19 protein-coding genes are annotated in these 20,180 nt (G+C 64.7%); 10 read left to right on the top strand and 9 right to left on the bottom strand.

Translation table 11 applies throughout. The annotated features are described in order from the left end of the window. Positions 1-48: 48 nt before the first annotated feature. Genes D8Z78_RS20145 through D8Z78_RS20125 form a run of 5 tightly spaced genes read right to left on the bottom strand, consistent with a single transcriptional unit; the run spans position 49 to position 3,562 of the window. The gene (locus tag D8Z78_RS20145) at positions 49-429 is read right to left on the bottom strand and encodes a carboxymuconolactone decarboxylase family protein (RefSeq protein WP_121632355.1); all 381 of its coding nucleotides are present in this window, start codon (positions 427-429) and stop codon (positions 49-51) included. After that, positions 426-1,238: an ADP-ribosylglycohydrolase family protein gene (locus D8Z78_RS20140; RefSeq protein WP_121632354.1), complete on the bottom strand. Its 813-nt coding sequence runs from the start codon at positions 1,236-1,238 to the stop codon at positions 426-428. The genes D8Z78_RS20145 and D8Z78_RS20140 overlap by 4 nt, the downstream gene beginning before the upstream one ends. Positions 1,239-1,270: 32 nt before the next feature. Continuing rightward, positions 1,271-1,597: a hypothetical protein gene (locus D8Z78_RS20135; protein WP_128910870.1), complete on the bottom strand. Its 327-nt coding sequence runs from the start codon at positions 1,595-1,597 to the stop codon at positions 1,271-1,273. Next, the gene (locus D8Z78_RS20130) at positions 1,590-2,678 is read right to left on the bottom strand and encodes an aromatic ring-hydroxylating oxygenase subunit alpha (RefSeq protein WP_121632350.1); all 1,089 of its coding nucleotides are present in this window, start codon (positions 2,676-2,678) and stop codon (positions 1,590-1,592) included. The genes D8Z78_RS20135 and D8Z78_RS20130 overlap by 8 nt, the downstream gene beginning before the upstream one ends. Further along, a complete protein-coding gene (locus D8Z78_RS20125) occupies positions 2,675-3,562 on the bottom strand; it encodes a MurR/RpiR family transcriptional regulator (protein ID WP_121632370.1) in 888 nt (295 codons plus the stop codon). Before D8Z78_RS20125 ends, D8Z78_RS20130 begins: the two co-directional genes overlap by 4 nt. 70 nt (positions 3,563-3,632) lie before the next feature. Here D8Z78_RS20125 and D8Z78_RS20120 point away from each other — a divergent pair, with 70 nt between their 5' ends. The 3 genes from D8Z78_RS20120 to D8Z78_RS20110 are packed head-to-tail and all read left to right on the top strand — an operon-like array spanning position 3,633 to position 8,603. Continuing rightward, on the top strand, positions 3,633-6,161 hold the full coding sequence (locus tag D8Z78_RS20120) for an FAD-dependent oxidoreductase (RefSeq protein WP_121632349.1): 2,529 nt from the start codon (positions 3,633-3,635) through the stop codon (positions 6,159-6,161). Continuing rightward, complete coding sequence (locus D8Z78_RS20115) at positions 6,158-7,306, top strand: mandelate racemase/muconate lactonizing enzyme family protein (protein ID WP_121632347.1); 1,149 nt, start codon at positions 6,158-6,160, stop codon at positions 7,304-7,306. Before D8Z78_RS20120 ends, D8Z78_RS20115 begins: the two co-directional genes overlap by 4 nt. Positions 7,307-7,310: 4 nt before the next feature. Then, complete coding sequence (locus D8Z78_RS20110) at positions 7,311-8,603, top strand: aspartate aminotransferase family protein (protein WP_121632345.1); 1,293 nt, start codon at positions 7,311-7,313, stop codon at positions 8,601-8,603. A gap of 62 nt (positions 8,604-8,665) precedes the next feature. On the opposite strand, the gene D8Z78_RS20105 is transcribed toward D8Z78_RS20110, so the two are convergent. Then, positions 8,666-9,511 (bottom strand): SDR family oxidoreductase, encoded by an 846-nt coding sequence (locus D8Z78_RS20105; RefSeq protein WP_121632344.1) that lies wholly within the window; start codon positions 9,509-9,511, stop codon positions 8,666-8,668. A 103-nt stretch (positions 9,512-9,614) separates the two neighbouring features. Between D8Z78_RS20105 and D8Z78_RS20100 the strand changes: the two genes are divergently transcribed. After that, positions 9,615-10,004 (top strand): winged helix-turn-helix transcriptional regulator, encoded by a 390-nt coding sequence (locus D8Z78_RS20100; RefSeq protein ID WP_121632342.1) that lies wholly within the window; start codon positions 9,615-9,617, stop codon positions 10,002-10,004. 358 nt (positions 10,005-10,362) lie between these two features. Here D8Z78_RS20100 and D8Z78_RS20095 read toward each other — a convergent pair whose 3' ends face one another. After that, entirely contained in the window at positions 10,363-11,220 is an 858-nt protein-coding gene (locus D8Z78_RS20095) for a nuclear transport factor 2 family protein (protein WP_121632340.1), read from the bottom strand. A 244-nt stretch (positions 11,221-11,464) separates the two neighbouring features. On the opposite strand from D8Z78_RS20095, the gene D8Z78_RS20090 reads away from it, so the two are divergent. Continuing rightward, the gene (locus tag D8Z78_RS20090; protein WP_164933032.1) at positions 11,465-12,064 is read left to right on the top strand and encodes a TetR/AcrR family transcriptional regulator; all 600 of its coding nucleotides are present in this window, start codon (positions 11,465-11,467) and stop codon (positions 12,062-12,064) included. Continuing rightward, a complete protein-coding gene (locus D8Z78_RS20085; RefSeq protein WP_121632337.1) occupies positions 12,061-13,176 on the top strand; it encodes a DUF418 domain-containing protein in 1,116 nt (371 codons plus the stop codon). The genes D8Z78_RS20090 and D8Z78_RS20085 overlap by 4 nt, the downstream gene beginning before the upstream one ends. 86 nt (positions 13,177-13,262) lie before the next feature. On the opposite strand, the gene D8Z78_RS20080 is transcribed toward D8Z78_RS20085, so the two are convergent. Beyond that, positions 13,263-13,499 carry a hypothetical protein gene (locus D8Z78_RS20080; protein ID WP_121632335.1) on the bottom strand — a complete coding sequence of 79 codons (237 nt, stop codon included), beginning with the start codon at positions 13,497-13,499 and terminating at the stop codon, positions 13,263-13,265. Between the two features lie 170 nt (positions 13,500-13,669). Between D8Z78_RS20080 and D8Z78_RS20075 the strand changes: the two genes are divergently transcribed. Next, positions 13,670-16,246 (top strand): ATP-binding protein, encoded by a 2,577-nt coding sequence (locus tag D8Z78_RS20075; protein WP_121632334.1) that lies wholly within the window; start codon positions 13,670-13,672, stop codon positions 16,244-16,246. Positions 16,247-16,415: 169 nt separating this feature from the next. On the opposite strand, the gene D8Z78_RS20070 is transcribed toward D8Z78_RS20075, so the two are convergent. Next, a complete protein-coding gene (locus D8Z78_RS20070; RefSeq protein ID WP_121632332.1) occupies positions 16,416-17,312 on the bottom strand; it encodes a LysR family transcriptional regulator in 897 nt (298 codons plus the stop codon). 189 nt (positions 17,313-17,501) lie between these two features. Between D8Z78_RS20070 and D8Z78_RS20065 the strand changes: the two genes are divergently transcribed. The 3 genes from D8Z78_RS20065 to D8Z78_RS20055 are packed head-to-tail and all read left to right on the top strand — an operon-like array spanning position 17,502 to position 20,177. Further along, a complete protein-coding gene (locus tag D8Z78_RS20065) occupies positions 17,502-18,512 on the top strand; it encodes a hydroxyacid dehydrogenase (RefSeq protein ID WP_121632368.1) in 1,011 nt (336 codons plus the stop codon). Continuing rightward, a complete protein-coding gene (locus tag D8Z78_RS20060; protein ID WP_121632330.1) occupies positions 18,509-19,195 on the top strand; it encodes an RraA family protein in 687 nt (228 codons plus the stop codon). The genes D8Z78_RS20065 and D8Z78_RS20060 overlap by 4 nt, the downstream gene beginning before the upstream one ends. A 28-nt stretch (positions 19,196-19,223) precedes the next feature. Beyond that, on the top strand, positions 19,224-20,177 hold the full coding sequence (locus tag D8Z78_RS20055) for a Bug family tripartite tricarboxylate transporter substrate binding protein (RefSeq protein WP_121632329.1): 954 nt from the start codon (positions 19,224-19,226) through the stop codon (positions 20,175-20,177). The last annotated feature ends 3 nt before the right edge of the window (positions 20,178-20,180 follow it).

The following is a 20,180-nucleotide window of genomic DNA, read 5'->3' as shown; positions in this document are numbered from 1 at the left end:
CGGCAATTCCCGCGGGTGTTCGCGGGCGGGTCCGGGCGAACGGTGCCGTCAGCTTTCGTCCAGAACCCGACGGGCGACGCGGAAGCATTCCAAGGCCTGCGGCACGCCGCAATAGATGCCGATGACGTGGATGATCGCGCGAATCTCCTCACGGCTGACACCATTATTGATCGCGCCGCGGCAATGGGTTTCCCACTCGTGCATCTTGCCCAAGGCACCGATCATCGACAGGTTCATCATGCTCCGCGTCTTGGCGTCGATCACGTCATCGCCCCAGCCAAAGCCCCAGCACCACGCCGTCATCGCCTCCTGAAAGGGGCGGGTGAAATCATCGGCGGCGGCGAGGTTCTTTTCCACATACTCGGCCCCCAAGGTCGCCTTGCGCTGTTCAAGGCCTTTCAGGAACAGGTCTTCGTCGAATGTGGTCATGGGTTCGGTCCTTTCGGGGTCATGTCATACAGCCGGTCGGCCAGCTCGAGGATCATGTCGTGATCGTGCAGCACCTTGCGCCATGGGTCGGGAATGCCTGTCCAGCCCCAGACCCGCCCGGCGAGCTGGCCCGTGACCGCGCCCACCGTATCCGCATCGCCGCCCAGATTGACGGCAGCGCACAGCACATCGGTGAAACAATCCCCCTGCGTCATCGCCCAATGCGCCGCCTGCATGGTATCGCGCACCCAACCGGTGGCTTCCGCCGGGGGCGTGGCAGGGCGGGGCAGCAGACTCCTGTCGCCGGTTCTCAGGAAGACCGCCATGTCGCGGGCGGCTTGCAGGCAAGACGGGCTGGCATGGGTCAGGCGGCTTTGTTCGCGCGCTGTGCAATCGGTCAGATCGGCATCGGCGCCATAGGCCAGCACCACCGGGGCCAGCCGCATGACGCCGCCATTGCCGGATTGTGTCTCATCGGTGGGGCCGGCCATCGGGTCGCCGGTGGCAAGAAACCGATCCAGCGCCGCCGAGGTCTGGACGCCGATGTCGAAACAGGTGCCGGTGGAACTGAGATAGCCGACATCGCGCCAATTGACGAAGCGCGTCATGGCGTCACGCGCCGCCCAGCCACCACGTTGCAGCAAGGATTGCGCAAGACACAGCGCCATGGACGTGTCATCCGTCCAATACCCGGCGGGCAGGTTGAACGGCCCGCCGCCGGTGATCGTCGTGACCGGGTGGACCTGCGCACGTGGTGTGAATTCCAGAGTGGTTCCCAGCGCGTCCCCCACGGCCAGCCCGACCAACATCCCTCTGGCCTGATCGCGGGTGAAGGGTTTGGCTATTCCCAAGAATCTGGCTCCAAGTCCGCGTCCGCGTCCGCGTCCGCGTCCGCGTCCGCCTCGGCCCGCAGCGCATCTGCAGTGGCCTCGTCATTGTCGAAATAGTCCACGTCCCAGATCATGTGCAGCACCTGATCGCTCCATGCCGGGCGAAAGGGATAGCGTTTCACATAGGCGATCTTGTCTTCGACACTGCGTGAACGATAGGTTGCGTGCCACCAGTCCCAATACTCGACAACGTAGCCTTCTCCCTCCCCCATACGCCAGAAGATGTGATAGGGGTGCAGTTCGGGATAGGCCGCCCAGAGCGGTTTCATCTCATCCATCCACGGCCTCTCGCATCCACTTTTGCAGATGCAGGATAGAGTGTTCCGAATTCACGCCGCAACCGGGATCGACGACCAGAGGCCCCGGCACGTAGCCGCGCGATTTCAACCCGCGCTGGACGGATTCGACCAGATGGATGTCTTCCTCGACCGTGGTGGCGCGGTCTTGCAGCGCCATGCGCCGCACGGTTTCGTTGTCGGACCCGCCGACCGAATACCAGCCGCGCCAGACCACCACGTGATCGGCATCGACCGCGCGCCAGTGATAGGTGTTCAGCAAGTTGCCCGGATAGACCTGAAAGGAAAACATCGGCCAAAGGAACCACGACGAATAGCGGTCATTGTTGGCAAAGCCGCTTTCGATGTCATAGGTCATCTGGGACAGGTCATTGCATTCGGTGGTGTGGCGCAGGCAGTAGCCCTGCGGCTGGATGTCGTAGGTTTCGGGCCGGATCACCCCGGTGGCAAAGGTCGGGTGGTTCAGGCTGCAATGGTAGCATTCCGAGTAATTCTCGACCGAGACCTTCCAGTTGCAGTTTTCGGGGATCTCCACCCAGTCGAGCGGCTTCAATTCGGCCCAGTTGGGCACGAACTCCTCCAGTTCGGTGCGCGCGTTCGGAAACCACGTGTCCATCGGCTTGGCGTTCGGATCGAGGTTGACGAAGACGAAGCCGAGGAAGACCTCGGTGCGGACTTCGGTCAGGCAGATCTTCGATGCGTCGAAGCCGGGCACCGATTTCGCGTTCGGCGCGGCGCGCAATTTGCCCGTCAATTCATAGGTCCAAGCGTGGTAGGGGCAGACCACGACGCGCGTGCTGCCCTCGCCGCTGACAAGCTGATGCGCGCGGTGCTGGCAGACGTTGTAAAAGGTGCGAATCTCGCCATCGCGCCCCTTGATCGCGAACAGGCTTTCGTCGCTCATCTCGAAGGCCACGTAATCGCCGGGGTTCTCCAACTGGCTGGCGTGACAGGCAAACTGCCACGTCCTGGCCAGCAGCCCGGCCTTTTCGATCTCGAAGACCCGGGGATCGGTGTAATAGCGCGCGTCCAATGACCGGACGGGGCCTGCGTCATCCTTCATTCCGGTTCCTCCATGTAGATGCCAAGCTGATGGCGGCGGTGGTGAAATCTTTCGACCCGATCCACGATCTCGTCGCTGGCCACGCTGATGACGAAACTCAGCAACGTTTCCAAAAGCGCGATCGTCGAGACCGAGGATGGGAAGAATTGCGGCGTGTCGACCGCAACGACGAACCCGTGATCTGCGGCGCGGATGACCGGACTGGCGAGACTGTCGCTGATCCCGATGACGGTCAGGCCCTGCTCGCGGGCGACATTGATCGCGGCCACCACCTCGGTGCGGTAGGGGCGCATGGACATGGCGATCAGAACGTCCCGCTTGTCGGCCCATGCCAGATCATCCGTGGGCGTCGAGCCGGGGCGGGGAATGGCGTGGAACTGGACCATGCCGGTCGATGCGAGATAGGTGAAATTGCGGGCGTTGGCGTTGTTGACGCCGACCCCCAGCGTAAAGACCTGTCGGCTGGCCCAGATCGCCTCGGCGGCGGCTTTCAGCGCCTCGGCGTCGATCCCGGCAAAGGTTTCCTCCAGATTGCGGATCGCCCCTTCGACCATGTCGGCATAAAGCCCGCCCAGATCGTTCGACTTTCGGATGTCCTGCAACCAGCGCGCGCGGTCGGGAAAGCTGACCGCGCCCTTGCGGATCGCCTCGCGGAAGGGGGCGCGGAAATCCTCGTAGCCCTCGAACCCGACCTGCCGCGCCATGCGCACGAAGGTGTTGGGTTTGACATTCGCCGCCTCGGCGATCTCGCGCACGGTGGAAACGCCCACGTCATTGGGGTTTTCCAACACGTAGCGCGCGGCCTTCTGCGCCTCGGGTGTCAGGGCGTCCCACTCTTCGGTGAGGCGCTCCAGAACTTGCTGTGATACATTTGTGCCATTCATGATTGACATTGGTACACACGTCCACTTAGCCTGTCCACAAGTTTTGCTCACCCGAACAAAGGACGCGACCATGTCGGACAAGCAGTTTCCCAGCCACGCCCGCGTGGTCATCGTTGGCGGCGGCGTGATGGGGGTCGGATTGGCCTACCACCTCGCTCATGAGGGCTGGGGGCCAGAGGTGGTCCTTCTGGAAAAGGCCGAGCTGACCTCTGGCAGCACGTGGCACGCGGCGGGGCAGATCACCCATTCCACGTCCAGCTTTTCCCTTGGCAAATGCGTCGACTACAACATCGGGCTCTATTCCGGTGCGCTGGAGGCCGAGACCGGGCAGGCGGTGACATGGCATGGCTGTGGCTCGTTCCGGCTGGCCTATACCGAGGATGAGATGGACTGGCTGCGCCACACGCTGTCGGTCGGGCGCAGCCTCGGGTTCAACATCGAACTGGTCGGACCGGACCGGGTGGCCGAACTGCACCCGTTCTACAATCTCGACGGCGTTCTGGGCGCGCTGCACACGCCTGACGATGGGCATGTCGATCCGACCAACGTCACCATGGCGATGGCCGCGGGCGCGCGGGCCAAGGGCGTGCGGATCATCCGCCGCTGCCGGGCCACGAACATCACGCAGCAGCCGTCCGGCGAATGGCTGGTCGAAACCGAGCAAGGGGCCATCCTGTGCGAACACGTGGTCAACGCGGGCGGCACCTATGCGCGGCAGATGGGCGAATGGTCGGGTCTGCAACTGCCCATGACCTCGATGACGCACCACTATTTCGTCACCGAAGAGGTCCCGGAATTCCGCGATCTCGACCGGGAATTGCCGGTGATCCGCGATGACCGCAAAGTGTCTGGCTATATCCGGATGGAGCAGAAGCGGGGCCTGATCGGCATCTACGAAAAGGCCAATCCCAACACCGTCTGGGAAGATCACTGCCCGTGGGAGGCGGAAAACGAACTGTTTGCCGCCGATTATGACCGCGTCATGCCGTGGCTTGAGGAGTCGCTCAACCGGATGCCGATTTTCGCGGAACTGGGCATCAGCCGCGATGTGCATGGTGCAATCTCGCATCCGCCGGATGGCAACCCGCTGATCGGCCCGGCGCCGGGCGTGCGCAATTACTGGTGCTGCTGCGGCACGCAGATCGGCATCGGCTGGGGGCCGGGTCTGACGCGGGAACTGGCGCGCTGGATCGTCCATGGCGCGGCGGATATCTCGATGCGCGACTACGATCCGCGCCGCTTCGGCAGCTATGCCACCAAGGACTGGCAGGTGGTGAAAGCCAAAGAGGATTACTGCCTGCGCCACGAAATCCCCTTCCCGCATTTCAACCGGTTGGCCGGGCGCCCGATCAAACCCTCGCCGCTTTACGAGACGCTCAAGGCCAAGGGCGCGGTCTTCGAAGAGGTCTACGGGTTCGAACGTCCGCGCTGGTTCGCGAAGGATGGCGTGGCGCAGAAGGATCACTATGCGTTCCGTCGGACGGTGGTGGACGACATGGTCGCAGCCGAGGTCAAGGCCGTGCGCGAGCGCGTGGGGATCATGGATGTCACCGCCTTTACCAAGGTCATGGTCGAGGGTCCGGATGCCTATGCGCTGCTGGACCGGCTGACCGCCAACCGCATGCCGCAAAAGGTGGGGTCGATCACCCTGACGCATATGCTCAACCGGCGCGGCCGGATCGAGTTGGAAACGACGATCGTGCGGATGGCCCCCGCCTCAAGTAGCGAAGCGGTAGGCGAAAAGAATACTGACCGCTTCTACCTTGTCTGCGCGGCGTTCTTCGAACAGCGCCTTCTGGATCATCTCGCCGCGCACCAAGGGGATGAAGACGTGACCGTCACCGCCCTGTCCAGCACGTGGGGCGCGCTGTCGCTCAACGGGCCAAAGTCCCGCGACGTCCTTGCCGCCTGCACCGATGCACGGCTCGACAATGGCGCGTTCCGCTGGCTTTCGGCGCAGGAAATCAGCATTGCCGGGCATCAAGTCTGGGCCTTCCGCATGTCCTACGCGGGCGAGTTGGGTTGGGAGTTGCACATGCCGTTCGACGCGATGGCGGATGTCTATGCCGCGCTGTGGCGCGCGGGCGAGGCGCATGGGATCGCCGACTATGGCAGCTTTGCCATGAACGTCATGCGGATGGAAAAGGCATTCAAAGGCGCAGGAGAGTTGACCAACGAAGTCACTCTGGCTGAGGCGGACGTGCTGCGCTTTGCCCGCACGGACAAGGCGTATCTGGGCCGCGACAAGACACTGAACACGGACTTGCCATGGGTCTGCGCCTATCTGGAGATCGAGCCTGACGCACCGGCCTCAAGCAGCGAAGCGGTAGGCCGAACCAATGCGATCGACGGGCATGGTGGCGAGGCGGTGATGCTGGATGGCACGGTGGTGGGCTCCACCGCTTCGGTCGTCTACGGCCACTCGGTCGGCAAGATCCTCGCCTTTGCCTATGTCAAACCGCACGCTGCCACGCCGGGCACCGCGCTTGAGGTGGTGATCCACGGCAAACCCCGCGCCGCCCGCGTGCTGGGCGAACCCGCCTACGATCCGCAAAGCCTGTTGCCGCGCGCCGATGCCGTTCAGGAGCCCGCCGAATGAACCGGATCGTTGCGCCTTCCGTGTCTGCCGTGGCGACCTCGCAGCGGATCACGCGGCTGCGGCTCTGGCATGTGCCGCTGACCAGCCATACCGCCTACTACATGGCGGATGGCAAGACCTGCGACACCGTGGAAACGGTTGTCATCGCGCTCGATACCGATGCCGGGCTGACGGGCTGGGGCGAGGTCTGTCCGATCCCGCATTACCTGCCGGCCTATGCCCGTGGCGTGGCACCGGCCTTGCAAGAACTCGCGCCGGTGATCCTTGGCGGCGATCCCGTCGGTGCAGAGGCGCTCATGGCCAAGGCCGATGCCTTTTTGCCCGGACATGTCTACGCGAAATCCGCGCTCGACATCGCGCTGTGGGATATCACCGGGCAGGTTGCAGGGCTGCCGGTTCACGCCCTGATGGGTGGACGGCGGCAAGAGACCCTGCCGCTTTATCACTCCATCACCTGCGTCGAGCCGGACGAGATGGCCCGCATCGCCCGAGAGGCGCAAGACCAGGGCATCACCCAGTTTCAGGCCAAGCTGGGGGCCTCTGGTGACTGGCAGACCGATGTCGAGCGGCTGGCGAAGGTGCGCGAGGCGGTCGGGTCCGGCCCGCTGGTCTATGGTGACTGGAATTGCGGCGCGACGACGTTGGACGCGATCCGCGTGGGTCGCGGGGCTGCGAATCTGGATGTGATGCTCGAAGCGCCCTGTGCCACGCTGGAAGATTGCGCGCGGGTGCAATCCGCCACGGGCCTGCCGATGAAGATGGACGAGTTGGCCCATGACACGGCCTCGATGCTGCACGCACACCGCCTTGGCATCATGGACGCGGTCGCTTTGAAGCTGTCGAAGTTCGGCGGGTTGTCGGCCACGCGCCGGGCGCGCGACCTGTGCCTGCATCTGGGCGCGAAGATGTGCGTCGAGTGTACGTGGGGCAGCGATATCGTCACGGCTGCGGCGCTGCATCTGGGGGCCGCGACCGCGCCCTCCCGCGTTCTGAACGTCTGCGATCTGTCGGGTTATGTCGGCCCGCGTCTCGCGCCGAATGCACCAACGCGCGCGGCTGGCCGCATCGCGCCGCCCGATGGCCCCGGCCTTGGCATCGTCGTCGACGAAGCCCGCCTCGGCGCCCCCGACCTGATACTGGATTGACCCCATGAACCGCATTTACACCCAAGCCGATTGGATCGACCGCGCCCGTGCGGTCCTGCCCGCCGCCGGGTTCGGAAACTTCGACGCCTCTGTCGTGATCGCGCGGGGCGACGGGTCTCACGTCTGGGACGAGGACGGCAATGAATACGTGGACTACCTCATCGGGTCCGGCCCGATGCTGCTGGGCCACGGCCACCCGGAGGTGATGGAGGCGGTCTTGGAACAGCTGCCCAAGGGAATGACCTTTTTCGCCAATAACGCCAAGGGGATCGAATTGGCAGAGGCGATCGTGGAGGCCGTGCCTTGTTGCGAACAGGTCCGCTTTGTAACCTCGGGCGGCGAGGCGGACATGTATGCCATTCGGCTGGCCCGCGCCTATACTGGCAAGCCGAAAATCCTGAAATTCGAAGGCGGTTATCACGGCATGTCCGCCGAGGCACAGATGAGCCTCGCGCCATCGAAACAGGTCAATTTTCCGACGCCGGTGCCCGACAGCGCGGGCATTCCGCAAGGCGTGGCAGATGAAGTCCTGATCGCGCCCTTCAACGATCTGGAGGCGGTCGCCTCGCTTCTTGGCGAACATCACGACATCGCCGCCATCATCGTGGAGCCGCTGCAGCGCATCATCCCCGCGCAGCCCGGCTTTCTGCAAGGCCTGCGTGACCTATGCGACGCGCACGGGGTACTGCTGATTTTCGACGAGATCGTCACCGGCTTCCGTCTGGCCTATGGCGGCGCGCAGGAACGCTATGGCGTGACGCCCGATATCTGCACCTTGGGCAAGATCATCGGCGGCGGTTTCCCCCTAGCTGCGCTGGGCGCCAGCGCCGAGATCATGGCGCATTTCGACAAGGCGGTTGTCGGGGCTGATAAATGGCTGATGCAGCTTGGTACGCTTTCGGGCAATCCGGTGGCGTCAGCCGCGGGGCTCAAGACGATGGAAGTCCTTCGACGAGCGGGCCAATATGAGCGGCTGCGCAACTTGGGCCAGACATTGATGGATTTTCAATCCGCCGCACTGACCGAGCACGGGATCGCGCATCGCATTTGCGGCGATCCAACCCTGTTCGACATCTATTTCACAGATTGCGATCCGGTTGACTACCGCACCGCCAAGCACGCCGATCCAAAGATCAACGAGGTCTGGAACACCACCTTGCGTGCCAACGGTGTCTTCAAATCGCCCGGGAAGCTCTATCCCTCTCTGGCGTTGACGGGGGACGATCTGGACCTGACCAAGGCCGCTTTTCAGCGCGCCGCACGTGCCGTGTCGGACGATCGATCAACGGCCATGTGAACAGGCCCCGCGCAGGCGCGCGTCATTGGGCGGGGCGCTATGGGGCGCCCCGCGGGCAGACCTTAGCCGATTGCGGCGGCAACGGCGGTGGCCAGCGGCGTGGTCGGGCGGCCGATCAGGGCGGAAAGCTGCGTTCCCTCATCGAACAGCGCCCCCTTTGAGGCCTCGACATCGCAATGCGCCAGAAACCCGGCCAGCTCGGCGGGCAGGCCCGCGCCGGTCAGCGCGGCGGCATAGTCGGCCTCGGGCATGTCGACATAGCGGACCTCCTTGCCGGCCTGTGCGGACAACGTGGCGGCCAGTTCGGTGAGGGTATAGCTGTCATCGCCGGAAAGCTCGTAGGTCTTGCCCCGAAGGTCCGCGTTCAGCAGCACGGCCACGGCAGCCTCGGCGTAATCCTGCCGCGTGGCCGAAGAGATCCGGCCATCCTTGGCCGCGCCGATCAGGGCGTTGTGTTCCAGCGCGGCGGGCAGGCCCATGGTGTAGTTCTCGGTATACCAGCCATTGCGCAGAATGGTGTGACCGATGCCGGACGCGGCCAGAAGCTTTTCCGTTTCGACATGTTCAGGGGCAAGGCTCAGCGTGCTGGAGGGTGCGTTCAGCAGGCTGGTATAGACGATATGCTGGACGCCAGCGGCCTTCGCGGCCTCGATCACGGCGGCATGTTGCGGCACGCGGCGGCCGATCTCGCTGCCCGAGATCAGCAGCAGCGTGTCGACGCCGTCGAGCGCCGGGGCGAGGGTGTCGGGCGCGTCATAGTCGAAAGCGCGGGCGGGCACGCCAAGGTCGGTGGCCTTGGCGGTGTCGCGGGCCAGCGCGACGATGCCGTCGGGCGCGGTCTTGGCTTTAAGGGTTTCGATGACAAGGCGGCCAAGCTGGCCGGTGGCGCCGGTGAGTGCGAGGGTCATGATGTGTCTCTCTGCTTTCGATTTCGATAGCGAAGAGGTAACCTCTTTACTTACCAAAGGTAAGTACATACATTTTTGTTAGTTTAAAAATTCCGAGGTCCCCATGCCAAAGCTCAGTGACGCCGTCCGCACGGGCAAGCTGGTGGGCAACCTGCAGGCGCAGGAATGCCCGTCGCGCGACATCCTGAAACATGTCACAGGTCGCTGGGCCGTTCTGACGCTGATTGCGCTTCAGGGTCGCACGATCCGCTTTGCCGCGCTTCGGCGGACCATCGGCGGGGTCAGTGACCGGATGCTGACCCAGACGCTGCAGACGCTGGAGGCAGACGGATTCGTGCACCGGCAGGCCTTCAAGGTGGTGCCGCCGCATGTGGAATACAGCCTGACCCCGATGGGCGAAGAGGTCGCGCAGCATGTGCGTGTGTTGGCCGACTGGATCGAGGACAACACAGGCGCGATCCTCTCGACCCGGAAAGAGATCGCGGCGGAATGACGAGCCCCTATCGCGCTGCAAGGTTCGACAATGGGCCATGCCGCGAGTGCGAGCTGTCTGCCCATGCTGTTCGTGGGGCGCCCGCACCGGATGCGACGCTGCCGTTCAGGTCGGGTCCAGAAAGGCGGGCCTGACCGTACTTGATGAGGTCAATGCCCACTTGGCGCACGAGCACACTTGAGGGGACGCAGCCGGTGGCGGTCGATTTTTGCGGTCCCTGATGGGGCCGGTCGATGGCCGGGTTGTTGCGCTGGGCAAAGGGTCCCGCGTTCGGATGGGCCGCGTGGGGAACTGGATAATCGCACACGGCTTGGGCGCGGAAATGCGCGGTCGGGCCTGAACCCCGACCGCGCAGCGCTCAGTTGTCGAAGCCGGTGAACATACCGTTGGTGTTGGCAAGGCCCGCGGTCGGGACGGGCTGGATCACGTCCCAATGCTCGACGATTTTGCCATCCTCCATGCGAAACAGGTCATAGAAGGCGTTGGTGGTGCCATTCCATTGGCCTTCGCTGACGGTCAGGACAAAGTTGCCTTCGCCCAGAACCTTGTGGACCTTGGTGTATTGGAACATGTTGTTCTGTGCCGTCAGCGCCTCGACCGCCGCGACGATCCCGCTTAGCCCGTCCCCGATCATCGGGTTGTGCTGGGCGTAGCTTTCGGCGCTGATGTAGTCGGTGATCTTCGCCGGGTCGCGCCCCATCAGCACATCTTCGATCAAGGCGACGGCAAGGGCCTTGTTCGCCTCGGTCTTGTCCAGATCCGTGACCTCGGTCGGGCCGTCGGTCTGCGTTCTGCCACTGACCGTTTCGGTGACCAGCTGCGTCATCGCATCCCAGTGTTCGGCGACCTTGCCATTCTCGTCCACGCGGATGATGTCAAACGACACCATCTCATCGGCCCCGAAGGGCGCGGCATTGCGCCAGATATTGTGCATGAAGACATAGTTGCCGTCTTCGAACATGCGGATGTTCTCGGCGGTCGTGCCGGCCTCTGCCAGCACCGGCAGAAGGCCGATGAACGGCTCCAGCCCGGTCGGGATGAACGGGTTGTGCTGGATATAATCCGCGTTGGCCAAGTCCCGCATCGTGTCGACGTCGCCTTGCAGGACGGCGCCCAGAAACGCGCCCACAACCGGCTTGATCGACGGGGCGTCATCGGCAAGGGCACCGGTGGCAAGCGATGCGGCGGCTACGGCGGCCGTCAGGGTCTGTTTCATGGGATGGGTTCCTTTTTCAGGGGGAGGGATGCTTGGGTGGTCAGGCGTGAACGCTGCGCGTTGCATCCGGGCAAGGTCCGCGAAAGCCGGGTCCTGCCGCACCAAAACCGTGGCCCGTCCATGTGAGGAGGAGGGTTCCTTCAGGTGCAGACATCGGTCATACTCCAGCTTGCGTGCTGTGTTACCGAGTGGTACGAATATAGGCCGCACCCAGTCAAGACTTAAAATACCGATTGGTATAAAAATGAGCGATCCTGACCCGAAACGCGGCCGACCGCGCACGATGAACGCCGAGAACGTGCTCGACGTCGCGATGAGCGCGTATTGGCAAAACGACCCGGCCGATGTGTCGGTCAACGCGATCTGTCAGATGGCGGGCATCTCCAAGCCTTCGCTCTATCGCGCGTTCGGCAGCGAGGACGGCTTGTCGCGCGCGGTGCTCGACCGCTATGCCGAACAGGTGCTGTCGGACATCTTCGTGATCCTTCAGGGCGGGACGGGGCTGCACCAGACGCTTGACGCGCTGATCGACTTCGCCAGCGACGATCCCCGAATGGAGACCGGTTGCCTGTTCTACAAGATGCGCGCGGGCAAGCACCGGCTTGGGCCGGACACGCTGTCGCGGGTCGAAGAGATCGACGCAGCGGCGCGCGCGGCTTATGCGGCATTCCTGCAAGCGGCCCGCGACGCAGGCGAGTGGCCCGATGGCCTGTCGGTCGAGGCCGGGGCGCGCTACCTTGGCGAGCAGATCGCGCTGGCCATCACCCAGCGTGCATCGGGCGAAGACCCCGCGCGCATCCGCGAGATGTTGACGCTGGCCTTGTCCGTGTTCACCCGCCGATGACAAGATCGCCGCGCGCCCTGATGCCCGATTACCTGCGCCTCGTCGCGCTGTTCGGCATCGTCGTCGTCAATGTCCAATACATTGCTTTCTCCGCGCTCGGCAGCTTTGCAGACCCTGCCGCCGACACGATGCGGGACGCGCTTGCCTTGTGGCTGGTGAACGGATTGGCGCTGCTCAAATCCTACGGGTTGTTTTCCTTCATGTTCGGCGTCGGGCTGGGGTTTCTGATGCGCGCGGCGGCGCGGCGCGGGCTGCCCTTTGGACGCCTGTACCGCAACCGGATGATCGGCCTTGCCATCCTTGGCATCGCCCATGGCTGCCTGTTCTTTCCCGGCGATATCCTGACGATCTACGCGGTGACGGGGTCCGTCCTGTACCTGTTTCGGAACTGGCCCGTGCGGCGTCTCGTGCAGGTCGGCGCGGCGTTGCTTGTTCTCCAAACCCTCATCGCGCCGCCGCTGCTGCTGGCCGCGCCAGAGACGCCGCCCGACATCATCGCGATGGAACGCGCCATCCTGACCGAGGGCGGGTTCCTCGACGCAGCCCTGTTCCGAAGCATAGGCTTTGCGGTCATCATGCCGTCTTTCCTCGTGATCCAAGGCATCGCGGCGCTCGGCTGGTTCTGCCTTGGACTGGCCGCGGTGAAGTCCGGGATGATCGACGACGCGGGTCATCCGCTCTGGCGGCGCGCGCGGCGCTGGTGTCTCGGGCCGGGTGTGGTGCTGGGGCTTGCCGGGGCCGCGATCTGGCAATGGGGGCCAGCAGTGCCCGGCGTCCTTCTGACGGTCATAGCCGCGCCGGTCGCGACGCTGGGCTATCTCGGCCTGATCGCGGCACTGTCCCGCCCGCCGGGGCCGATCATGGCGCAAGCACTGAAAGCGGGAGGGTCGAGCCTAAGCATATATCTGGGCCAGTCGATCCTCCTCTCGACGATCTTTTCGGGCTACGGGCTGGGCCTTTGGGATGCGGTGGACCGGCTGACCGCCACGGCCATTGCCATCGCGGTGACGGCGGCCCTGATCGGGGCGTTGATGATCTGGCGGTCGCGCTTCGCGCTCGGTCCGTTCGAGTGGGTCTTGCGACGGATCACCTATGCCGGGCTTCGCGACTGAGGCTGCGAGGTCTTTGGCGACCACATCGTATCGGTGTGCGTGAGGGCCAAAGCAGAACCGCAGAATGGTCACCTGCCCGCGCCAGATCACATCATCAGCCGATCCACCTTGCGGCGGGATTCGTCCCGCAGGCGTTCAGCCAGCAGCGCGCGTTCGGCGCGGCTGCGGGCATCGGTCGGCATCGGCCAACGGGCGTCACGGGTCATCAGCTTCCACAGCGTCTCGGCCATGTCCAAGGGGAGCGTCAGCGCGGCGAACAGCAGGCTGCGCGGTTGTGAAGCGTGGAGGTTCCGGATGGCGCGGGTGTCGGGCATGTCGGTCATGGGGTGGCTCCTTTGGGGGATGCTTGTCGTCCTGTGACCCAAACTACCCAGCCAAGGCCCGGCCCGCGTCGGGAACCCTCCCCATTTTTGCGCTTTGGCATTCCCTATTTTTTCCGCCATTGTCGGCCCGGGCCATCATCGGATGCGGCCCGCCATAGGGAGACGGCAGCGTGGATATCCCTATCCTCGAACGCGACGCGGCGCTTGCGCAGCTGGACAGCCTTGCACAGGCCGCGCGTAACGGGGCCGGGCACAGCGTCTTCGTCACCGGCGAGGCGGGCGCGGGCAAAACGACCCTGTTGCGCGCCTTCGAAGAGCGGATGACAGGGGCTCGGTCCCTGCGCGGCGCCTGCGAGGACCTGTCGATCCCCGAACCGCTTGGACCCTTGCGGGACGTCGCGGTCGATGCCGGGGTCGATCTGGACGCGCTGTGGCGCAACGAAGGCGACAGGCTGTCGGTCTTCCTGAACCTGCTCGCCGCCATCGAGGAGGCCGGGGACACGTCCTTGTTGCTGATCGAGGATTTGCACTGGGCGGACGAGGCCACGCTCGATTTCGTGCGTTTCGCCGCACGGCGCCTGCGAACACGCCGCATCCTGATGGTCGTGACCGCCCGCGATGACGAGACACAGGGCCGCCCGCAACTGCGCCGCGCGATGGACGGCGTCGCTGCCTCGGATGCAACCCGGATCGCCTTGCAGCCGCTGTCTGCCGATGCGGTCAATCGCCTCGCGGCGGGCAGCGGGCAGGCCCCGGAGGAGGTTCACCGGATCACGGGCGGCAATCCCTTTTACGTGACCGAGCTGTTGCGCGCGGGCAAGGATGATGCCCTGCGCAGCGTGCAGGACACGGTCCTGAACCGGCTGGGCCGCCTGCCGCCCGAGACCCGTCAGGTGCTGGAGGCCGTGTCGATCTTTCCGCGGCGGGCGGAACGGGATTGGGCGCTCGTCCTCGCCGGGGTCGAGGATGAGGCGCTCGATCCTGCCATCGACAGCGGGTTGCTTCAGGAGGACGACAACTTTCTGGCCTACCGGCACGAAATCGCCCGGTTGGCGGTGGAAATGGCCCTGAAACCGACACAGCGCCGCCGTCTCAACGCGGCGCTGTTGGTCAGGATGCAGACGGATGCGCAGGTGCCGAACGCACGGCAGATGCACCATGCACGCGCCGCCGGAGACCGGGCGCAGATCGCCCGCCTTGCCCCCCTCGCGGGTCGCGAGGCGATGGCCGCAGGGGCCAACCGGCAGGCCGCCGATTACCTGTCCATCGCGGTCGAACTTGCGGATCCGCAGGATGAAGCAACACTTGCCGCGTTGCTCTTCGAGGCCGGCGAGGCCTGCCGCCTTGTCAGCCGGTTGCGCGATGCCATGGGGTATTTCGAGCGCGCGGTCGACGTCGCCGGGGCCGATACCACGCTGAAAGGCCGCATCCTGCAGCGCTTGTCGCGCGTGAAATGGACCGCCGGTCAAAAGGCGCAGGCCCGGACATTGGGTGATCAGGCGATCGCCCTGCAGGAAGGGGCGGATACCGATGAACTGGCCATGGCGCTGGCCAGCCGCGCGCAGATTGCCATGTCCGATTACCAGATGGAAGCCAGCCTTCCGGTCGCACAGCGCGCGCTTGAAATGGCGCAGCGGCTGGGCCGCAACGACATCGTCAGTCACGCGCTTAGCACGCTGTCGCTGGCCAGCCTGTTCGACAGCTCCGAGCAAAACGCGCTTTACACCGAAAGCATCGCGGCGGCCAAAGCGGCCCGCAGCCCGATCAACCTGACGCGGAGCCTGTCGAATGGCGGCGTCGTCAACTGGTATGGCCTGCGGTTCAAGGAGGCGCTCGACCTTTTCGACACTGCAATCGCCACGGCTTACGAGACGGACACGACGGAACAAGTGGATTTTCACCAAGGATTTCGTGTGCACGTGCTGGACCGGCTTGGACGATGGGACGACGCCCTCGCGACCGCGCAGGACATCCTGTCCAAGCCGCTGGAACAATCCTCACCAGCGATTCTGTTGCGATTGGCCGCGTCGCGGATCGCCATGCGGCGCGGGGACAGCGACGGCGGAGAATATCTGGACGAGATCGACGCCCTGATGGGCACCGAGGAAGACGCCCGCCACATCTGTGATGTCGCCTGTCTAATCGCCGAGCGCGCATGGCTGGGGCTGGAGGACAAGGTCCGCGCGCAAGCACGGTTGGAAGACGCACTCGCGCTGCCGATCAACGCGATGCTCAAGGAGGAGTTTCTGGACTGGCAGCGGCGGATCGACCCGGCCCGGCTGCCCGGCGGGATGAGCCGATTGCACGATCCGTACCGGGCGTCGATGGCAGGGGACTGGGCTGCAGCCGCCGCGCATTGGCGGCAGGCGGGCGATCCTTATCGCGAGGCGCTGGCCCTTGCCGAAGGGGACGCGGACGCCGTGGCGCGCGCGCTTCTGATCCTCGACCGGCTTGGCGCGGCGCGTGTGCGTGAGGCCGTCCTGACCCGCGCGCGGACCCGTGGGCTGGAGGTCAACGCCCCGGCCAAACCGCGCGCGACGACGCTCGAAAACCCGGCGGGTCTGACGAAACGGCAGATGCAGGTGCTGGGCTTGCTGGGCGAAGGCCTGTCGAATGCCGCCATCGCGGACCGCTTGTTCGTCTCGGCCAAGACCGTCGACCACCACGTTTCGGCCATTCTCGGCAAGCTCGACGTCGCCTCGCGCGGCGAGGCCGCCGCACTGGCCCGCAAGGAAGGCTGGGTTTGACGCAACCTTTCCCTCCGGACCCTGTGTCAGTCGATCTTCGCCCACCAGACCTGCCTAGCCTTCCGCCTGCGAACGCCATTTAGCCCGTCGGTCCTCCGGGTTTTTCCGCGCACGAGCGGCGGCGCCGGTCGGGGGCTGGTCCAAAGGTGTCCGTCCCGGGGGCATGGCGTCAGGATCGGGCCGGGCGTTCGACGCCGTGGGGCCCGCACAGCTGTGCCAGAACCGCATGAAGAAGTGCTATGATCTCGGCACGCGGGGCTGCGGTGCGCTCGACGATGCCAATCTGGCGATTGACCTGCGGCGTGCCGAACGGAAGGCGGGTGATGTTCATGTCCTCAGGGTCCTGAAGCGCCACATGCGGGACCACCGAGATACCCAGCCCCTGTCTGACGCCGGTGACGATCGACCCGATGGTATCCATCTCGGCGACGTCGTTCGTCACTACCCCGAGGCGGGAAAGTTCGGTATCGATCAAATTCGCCAAGGGGACGGCGCTGCGAAAGCGGATATAGGGGCGCGTATTCAGCAATGCGATCGGATCGCCCGCTTCGAGGCCGCGCGGTACGATCAGCCATAGCGGTTCGCGCAGAAAGGGGCTCCACCGCAGGGAGTTGGGGATGCCAAGATGTTCGGCGACGATGGCGGCATCCAACCGTCCCGCCGCCACATCCGCGATCAGTGTCGCGGAGAGCGAGACCCTCAGGTTCGGCTTCAGGTCCGGATAGCTTTGGCGCATCTGGACCAGCGCGCGGGGCAGAAGGTTCAGCGCGCTCGAACGAACCGACCCGAGCATCAGGGTCCCGGCAATCTGGTCGCCGCGCAGGCTGGCCTTCGTGTCTTCTTCGCGACGCAGGATATCACGCGCCATTTCAAGCACTTGCATCCCTTCGGGCGTGATCCGTGGCGGTCGGCTGCTGCGGTCGAAGATGGTGACGCGCAACTCGTCTTCCAGCGCGTGGATCTGCTGGCTGACAGCCGACGGGGTCAGGCCAACCGCATCGGCAGCCTGTGCAAATGTGCCACGGGATTGAATGGCCAAAAGGGTCTTTAGCTGCCGGGTATCCACGCGTAAATCCAGTTTTTCTAAATTTAACTACCAGAATTAGGCGCTTTTGTGAAGACATTCTTGGCATTAGAGTGATCGACCAAGGAGGACACCCGCAGCCCGGTTTGGGAGACCGCTGTGGGCCAATCGACAGACAACCAGACGAAATGGCGCGCCCCGACGCTTCGGGACGCTATGGAGACATGCGCGATGAGCAAGACAATCCTCGTGACGGGGCCTGACCTGGATCCGGCGGCCGCCCAACTGGTGGCAGACCAAGGGTACCAGACCGTGCATACCCCGCCCTATGCCGACAGCGCGGTGATTTCCGACTATCTCCAACAGACCGGCGCCGAGGGGATCGTGTCCCGCATGGGCCGTCTGGATGCCGCCGTGATGGATGCGGCCCCGCAGCTTCGAGTGATCTCGAAACACGGTGTCGGGGTCGACAATATCGACATTCAGGCCGCTGCCGAGCGCGGCATTCCGGTGCTGGTCGCGACCGGGGCCAATGCCGTCTCCGTCGCCGAGCACGCGATTGCGCTGTTGTTGGCGGCGGTCAAGCGTGTGCTGCCGCTGGATGCGGGATTGCGCGCCGGGCGCTGGGAAAAGCCCGGCTTCGCGGGGCGCGAGATTGCCGGGGCGACCATGGGCCTGATGGGCATGGGCGCGATTGCGCAGGCCACCGGTCGGATTGCGCAGGGGCTTGGGCTGACGCTGGTCGGCTTTGACCCCTATGCGCCCGACGCGGCCTTTGACGAACTGGGCGTGATGCGCTGCGCCAGCTTCGAGGACATGCTGGCCGAAACCGATATCCTGTCGCTGCATTGCCCGCTGACCGACCAGACCCGCAAAATCCTGAACGCCGACGCGCTGGCCCGCATGCCCGCAGGCGGCTACGTCATCAACACCGCGCGCGGTGGGCTGATCGACGAGGCGGCGCTTGTGGCCGCGATCCAAAGCGGCCATCTGGCGGGCGCGGGGCTGGATACCTTTGCGGTCGAGCCGCCCAGCCCGGATCATCCGTTCTTTGCCGTGCCGGAAATCGTTCTGACCCCGCATATCGGCGGTGTCACCCGCCAGGCGGGCGCGCGTGTCGGCGTCGATGCGGTGCGGGGGATCTTTCAGATCCTCGACGGCCAGCCCGTCGCCCCAGAACGCATCATCAACCGCAAATTGCTGGCCGCCGCACAGGCCGAATTGGCCAGCGTGGAGAAATGACCATGACCCTCGGTTTCCGTATCCTGAAACGTGACCGCGTCGCGCCCCCCGACATCGTCGCCGAATTCGCCAAGCTGCCCGTCGCCAACGTGTCCGACAGCATGTCGCGCATGACCGCCGCTGGCCCGACCCTGCGCCCGATGCACGCCTCTGGCGGCATGGCGGGCGTGGCCCTGACGGTCAAGGCGCGGCCCGGCGACAACCTGATGCTGCACAAGGCCATCGACATGGCACAGCCCGGCGATGTGATCGTGATGGATGCCGGGGGCGACACCACCAACGCCCTGTTTGGTGAGATGATGCTGGCCTACGCGATCAAACGCGGCGTGGCCGGGCTGGTGCTGAATGGTGCGATCCGGGATTCGGACGCGATGAAAGAGGTCAACCACCCGGTCTTTGCCGCCGGTGTGACCCATCGCGGCCCCTACAAGGACGGCCCCGGTGAAATCAACGTGCCCGTCGCCATCGACGGCATGGTTGTTCATCCCGGCGACATCATCATCGGCGACGGCGACGGTGTGCTCTGCGTGCCGATGGATGAGGCCGAGGACATCCTCAAGAAGGCGCAGGCCAAGCTGGCGGCGGAAACCGCACAGATGCAAGCCATCGCCGAAGGCAAGAACGACCGATCCTGGGTTGATGCGACGCTGACCAAACTCGGCTGCGCCCTGCCCAAAGACTGACACCAAGCGCATGAAAAGGAGGAGTGACATGCTCAACATCTTCAAGAAAGTCGCCATCGCAGGCGCAATGACCCTCGCCGCAGGCGCGGCGCTGGCCGAATACCCGGAAAAGCCTATCGAGGTGATCGTCGGCTATTCCGCAGGCGGCGGCACCGACGTGATGGCCCGCACCGCGGCGCCCTTCATCGAGAAATATCTGGGCGAAGGGGCCAGCATCGTGGTCAAGAACATGCCCGGCGCCTCCGGCCAGATCGGCGTGACCGAGGCGGCCAATGCCGACCCCGACGGCTATACGCTGGGCACGTTCAACCTGCCCGGCATGATGGCCCGCACCATCGACCGCGAGGCGGATTACGACCGCGACAGCTTTACCTACCTCGCCAACGTGGTGAACGATCCCAACGTGATCGTCACGTCGAAAAACAGCGGGCTGGACACGCTGGACAAGCTGATCGCCGAGGCCAAGGAGAACCCCTTTGCCGTGACCGTCGGCATGTCGTCGCTGGGCGGCGATGACCACTTTGCCTTGATCAAGCTGCAAAACGCGACCGAGACGGAGTTCACCATCGTGCCGTTCAAGGGCTCTGCCCCCGCGCGCACCGCGCTGCTGGGTGGGCACGTGGCCATGGGCATCCTGAACATCTCCGAAGTGGCGGAATTCCGGGACCAGTTGAACGTGCTGGGCGTCGCCACCAAGGAACGCTCGCCCTTCGCGCCCGACCTGCCGACCTTTCAGGAACAGGGTCTGGACCTCGTGAACGGCTCCATGCGCGGCTTCATCGCGCCCGCCGGTCTGCCCGAAGACGTGCAGGCCAAGCTGCTGAACGCGTTCAGCCAGCTGTCCAGCGATCAGGAATTCCTCGACGCGATGGCCGCGACCGCGAACCCGGTCGAAGTCGTCACCGGCGACGATTTCAAGCAACTGACCTCGGACCTCTATGACCTTGCCAAGGGCGTGTGGGAAACCACCCCCTGGAACTGAGTC

Source organism: Tropicibacter alexandrii (genome assembly GCF_003667315.2).
GTDB lineage: Bacteria > Pseudomonadota > Alphaproteobacteria > Rhodobacterales > Rhodobacteraceae > Tropicibacter > Tropicibacter alexandrii.
This window is presented reverse-complemented; position numbering and strand designations above follow the sequence as displayed.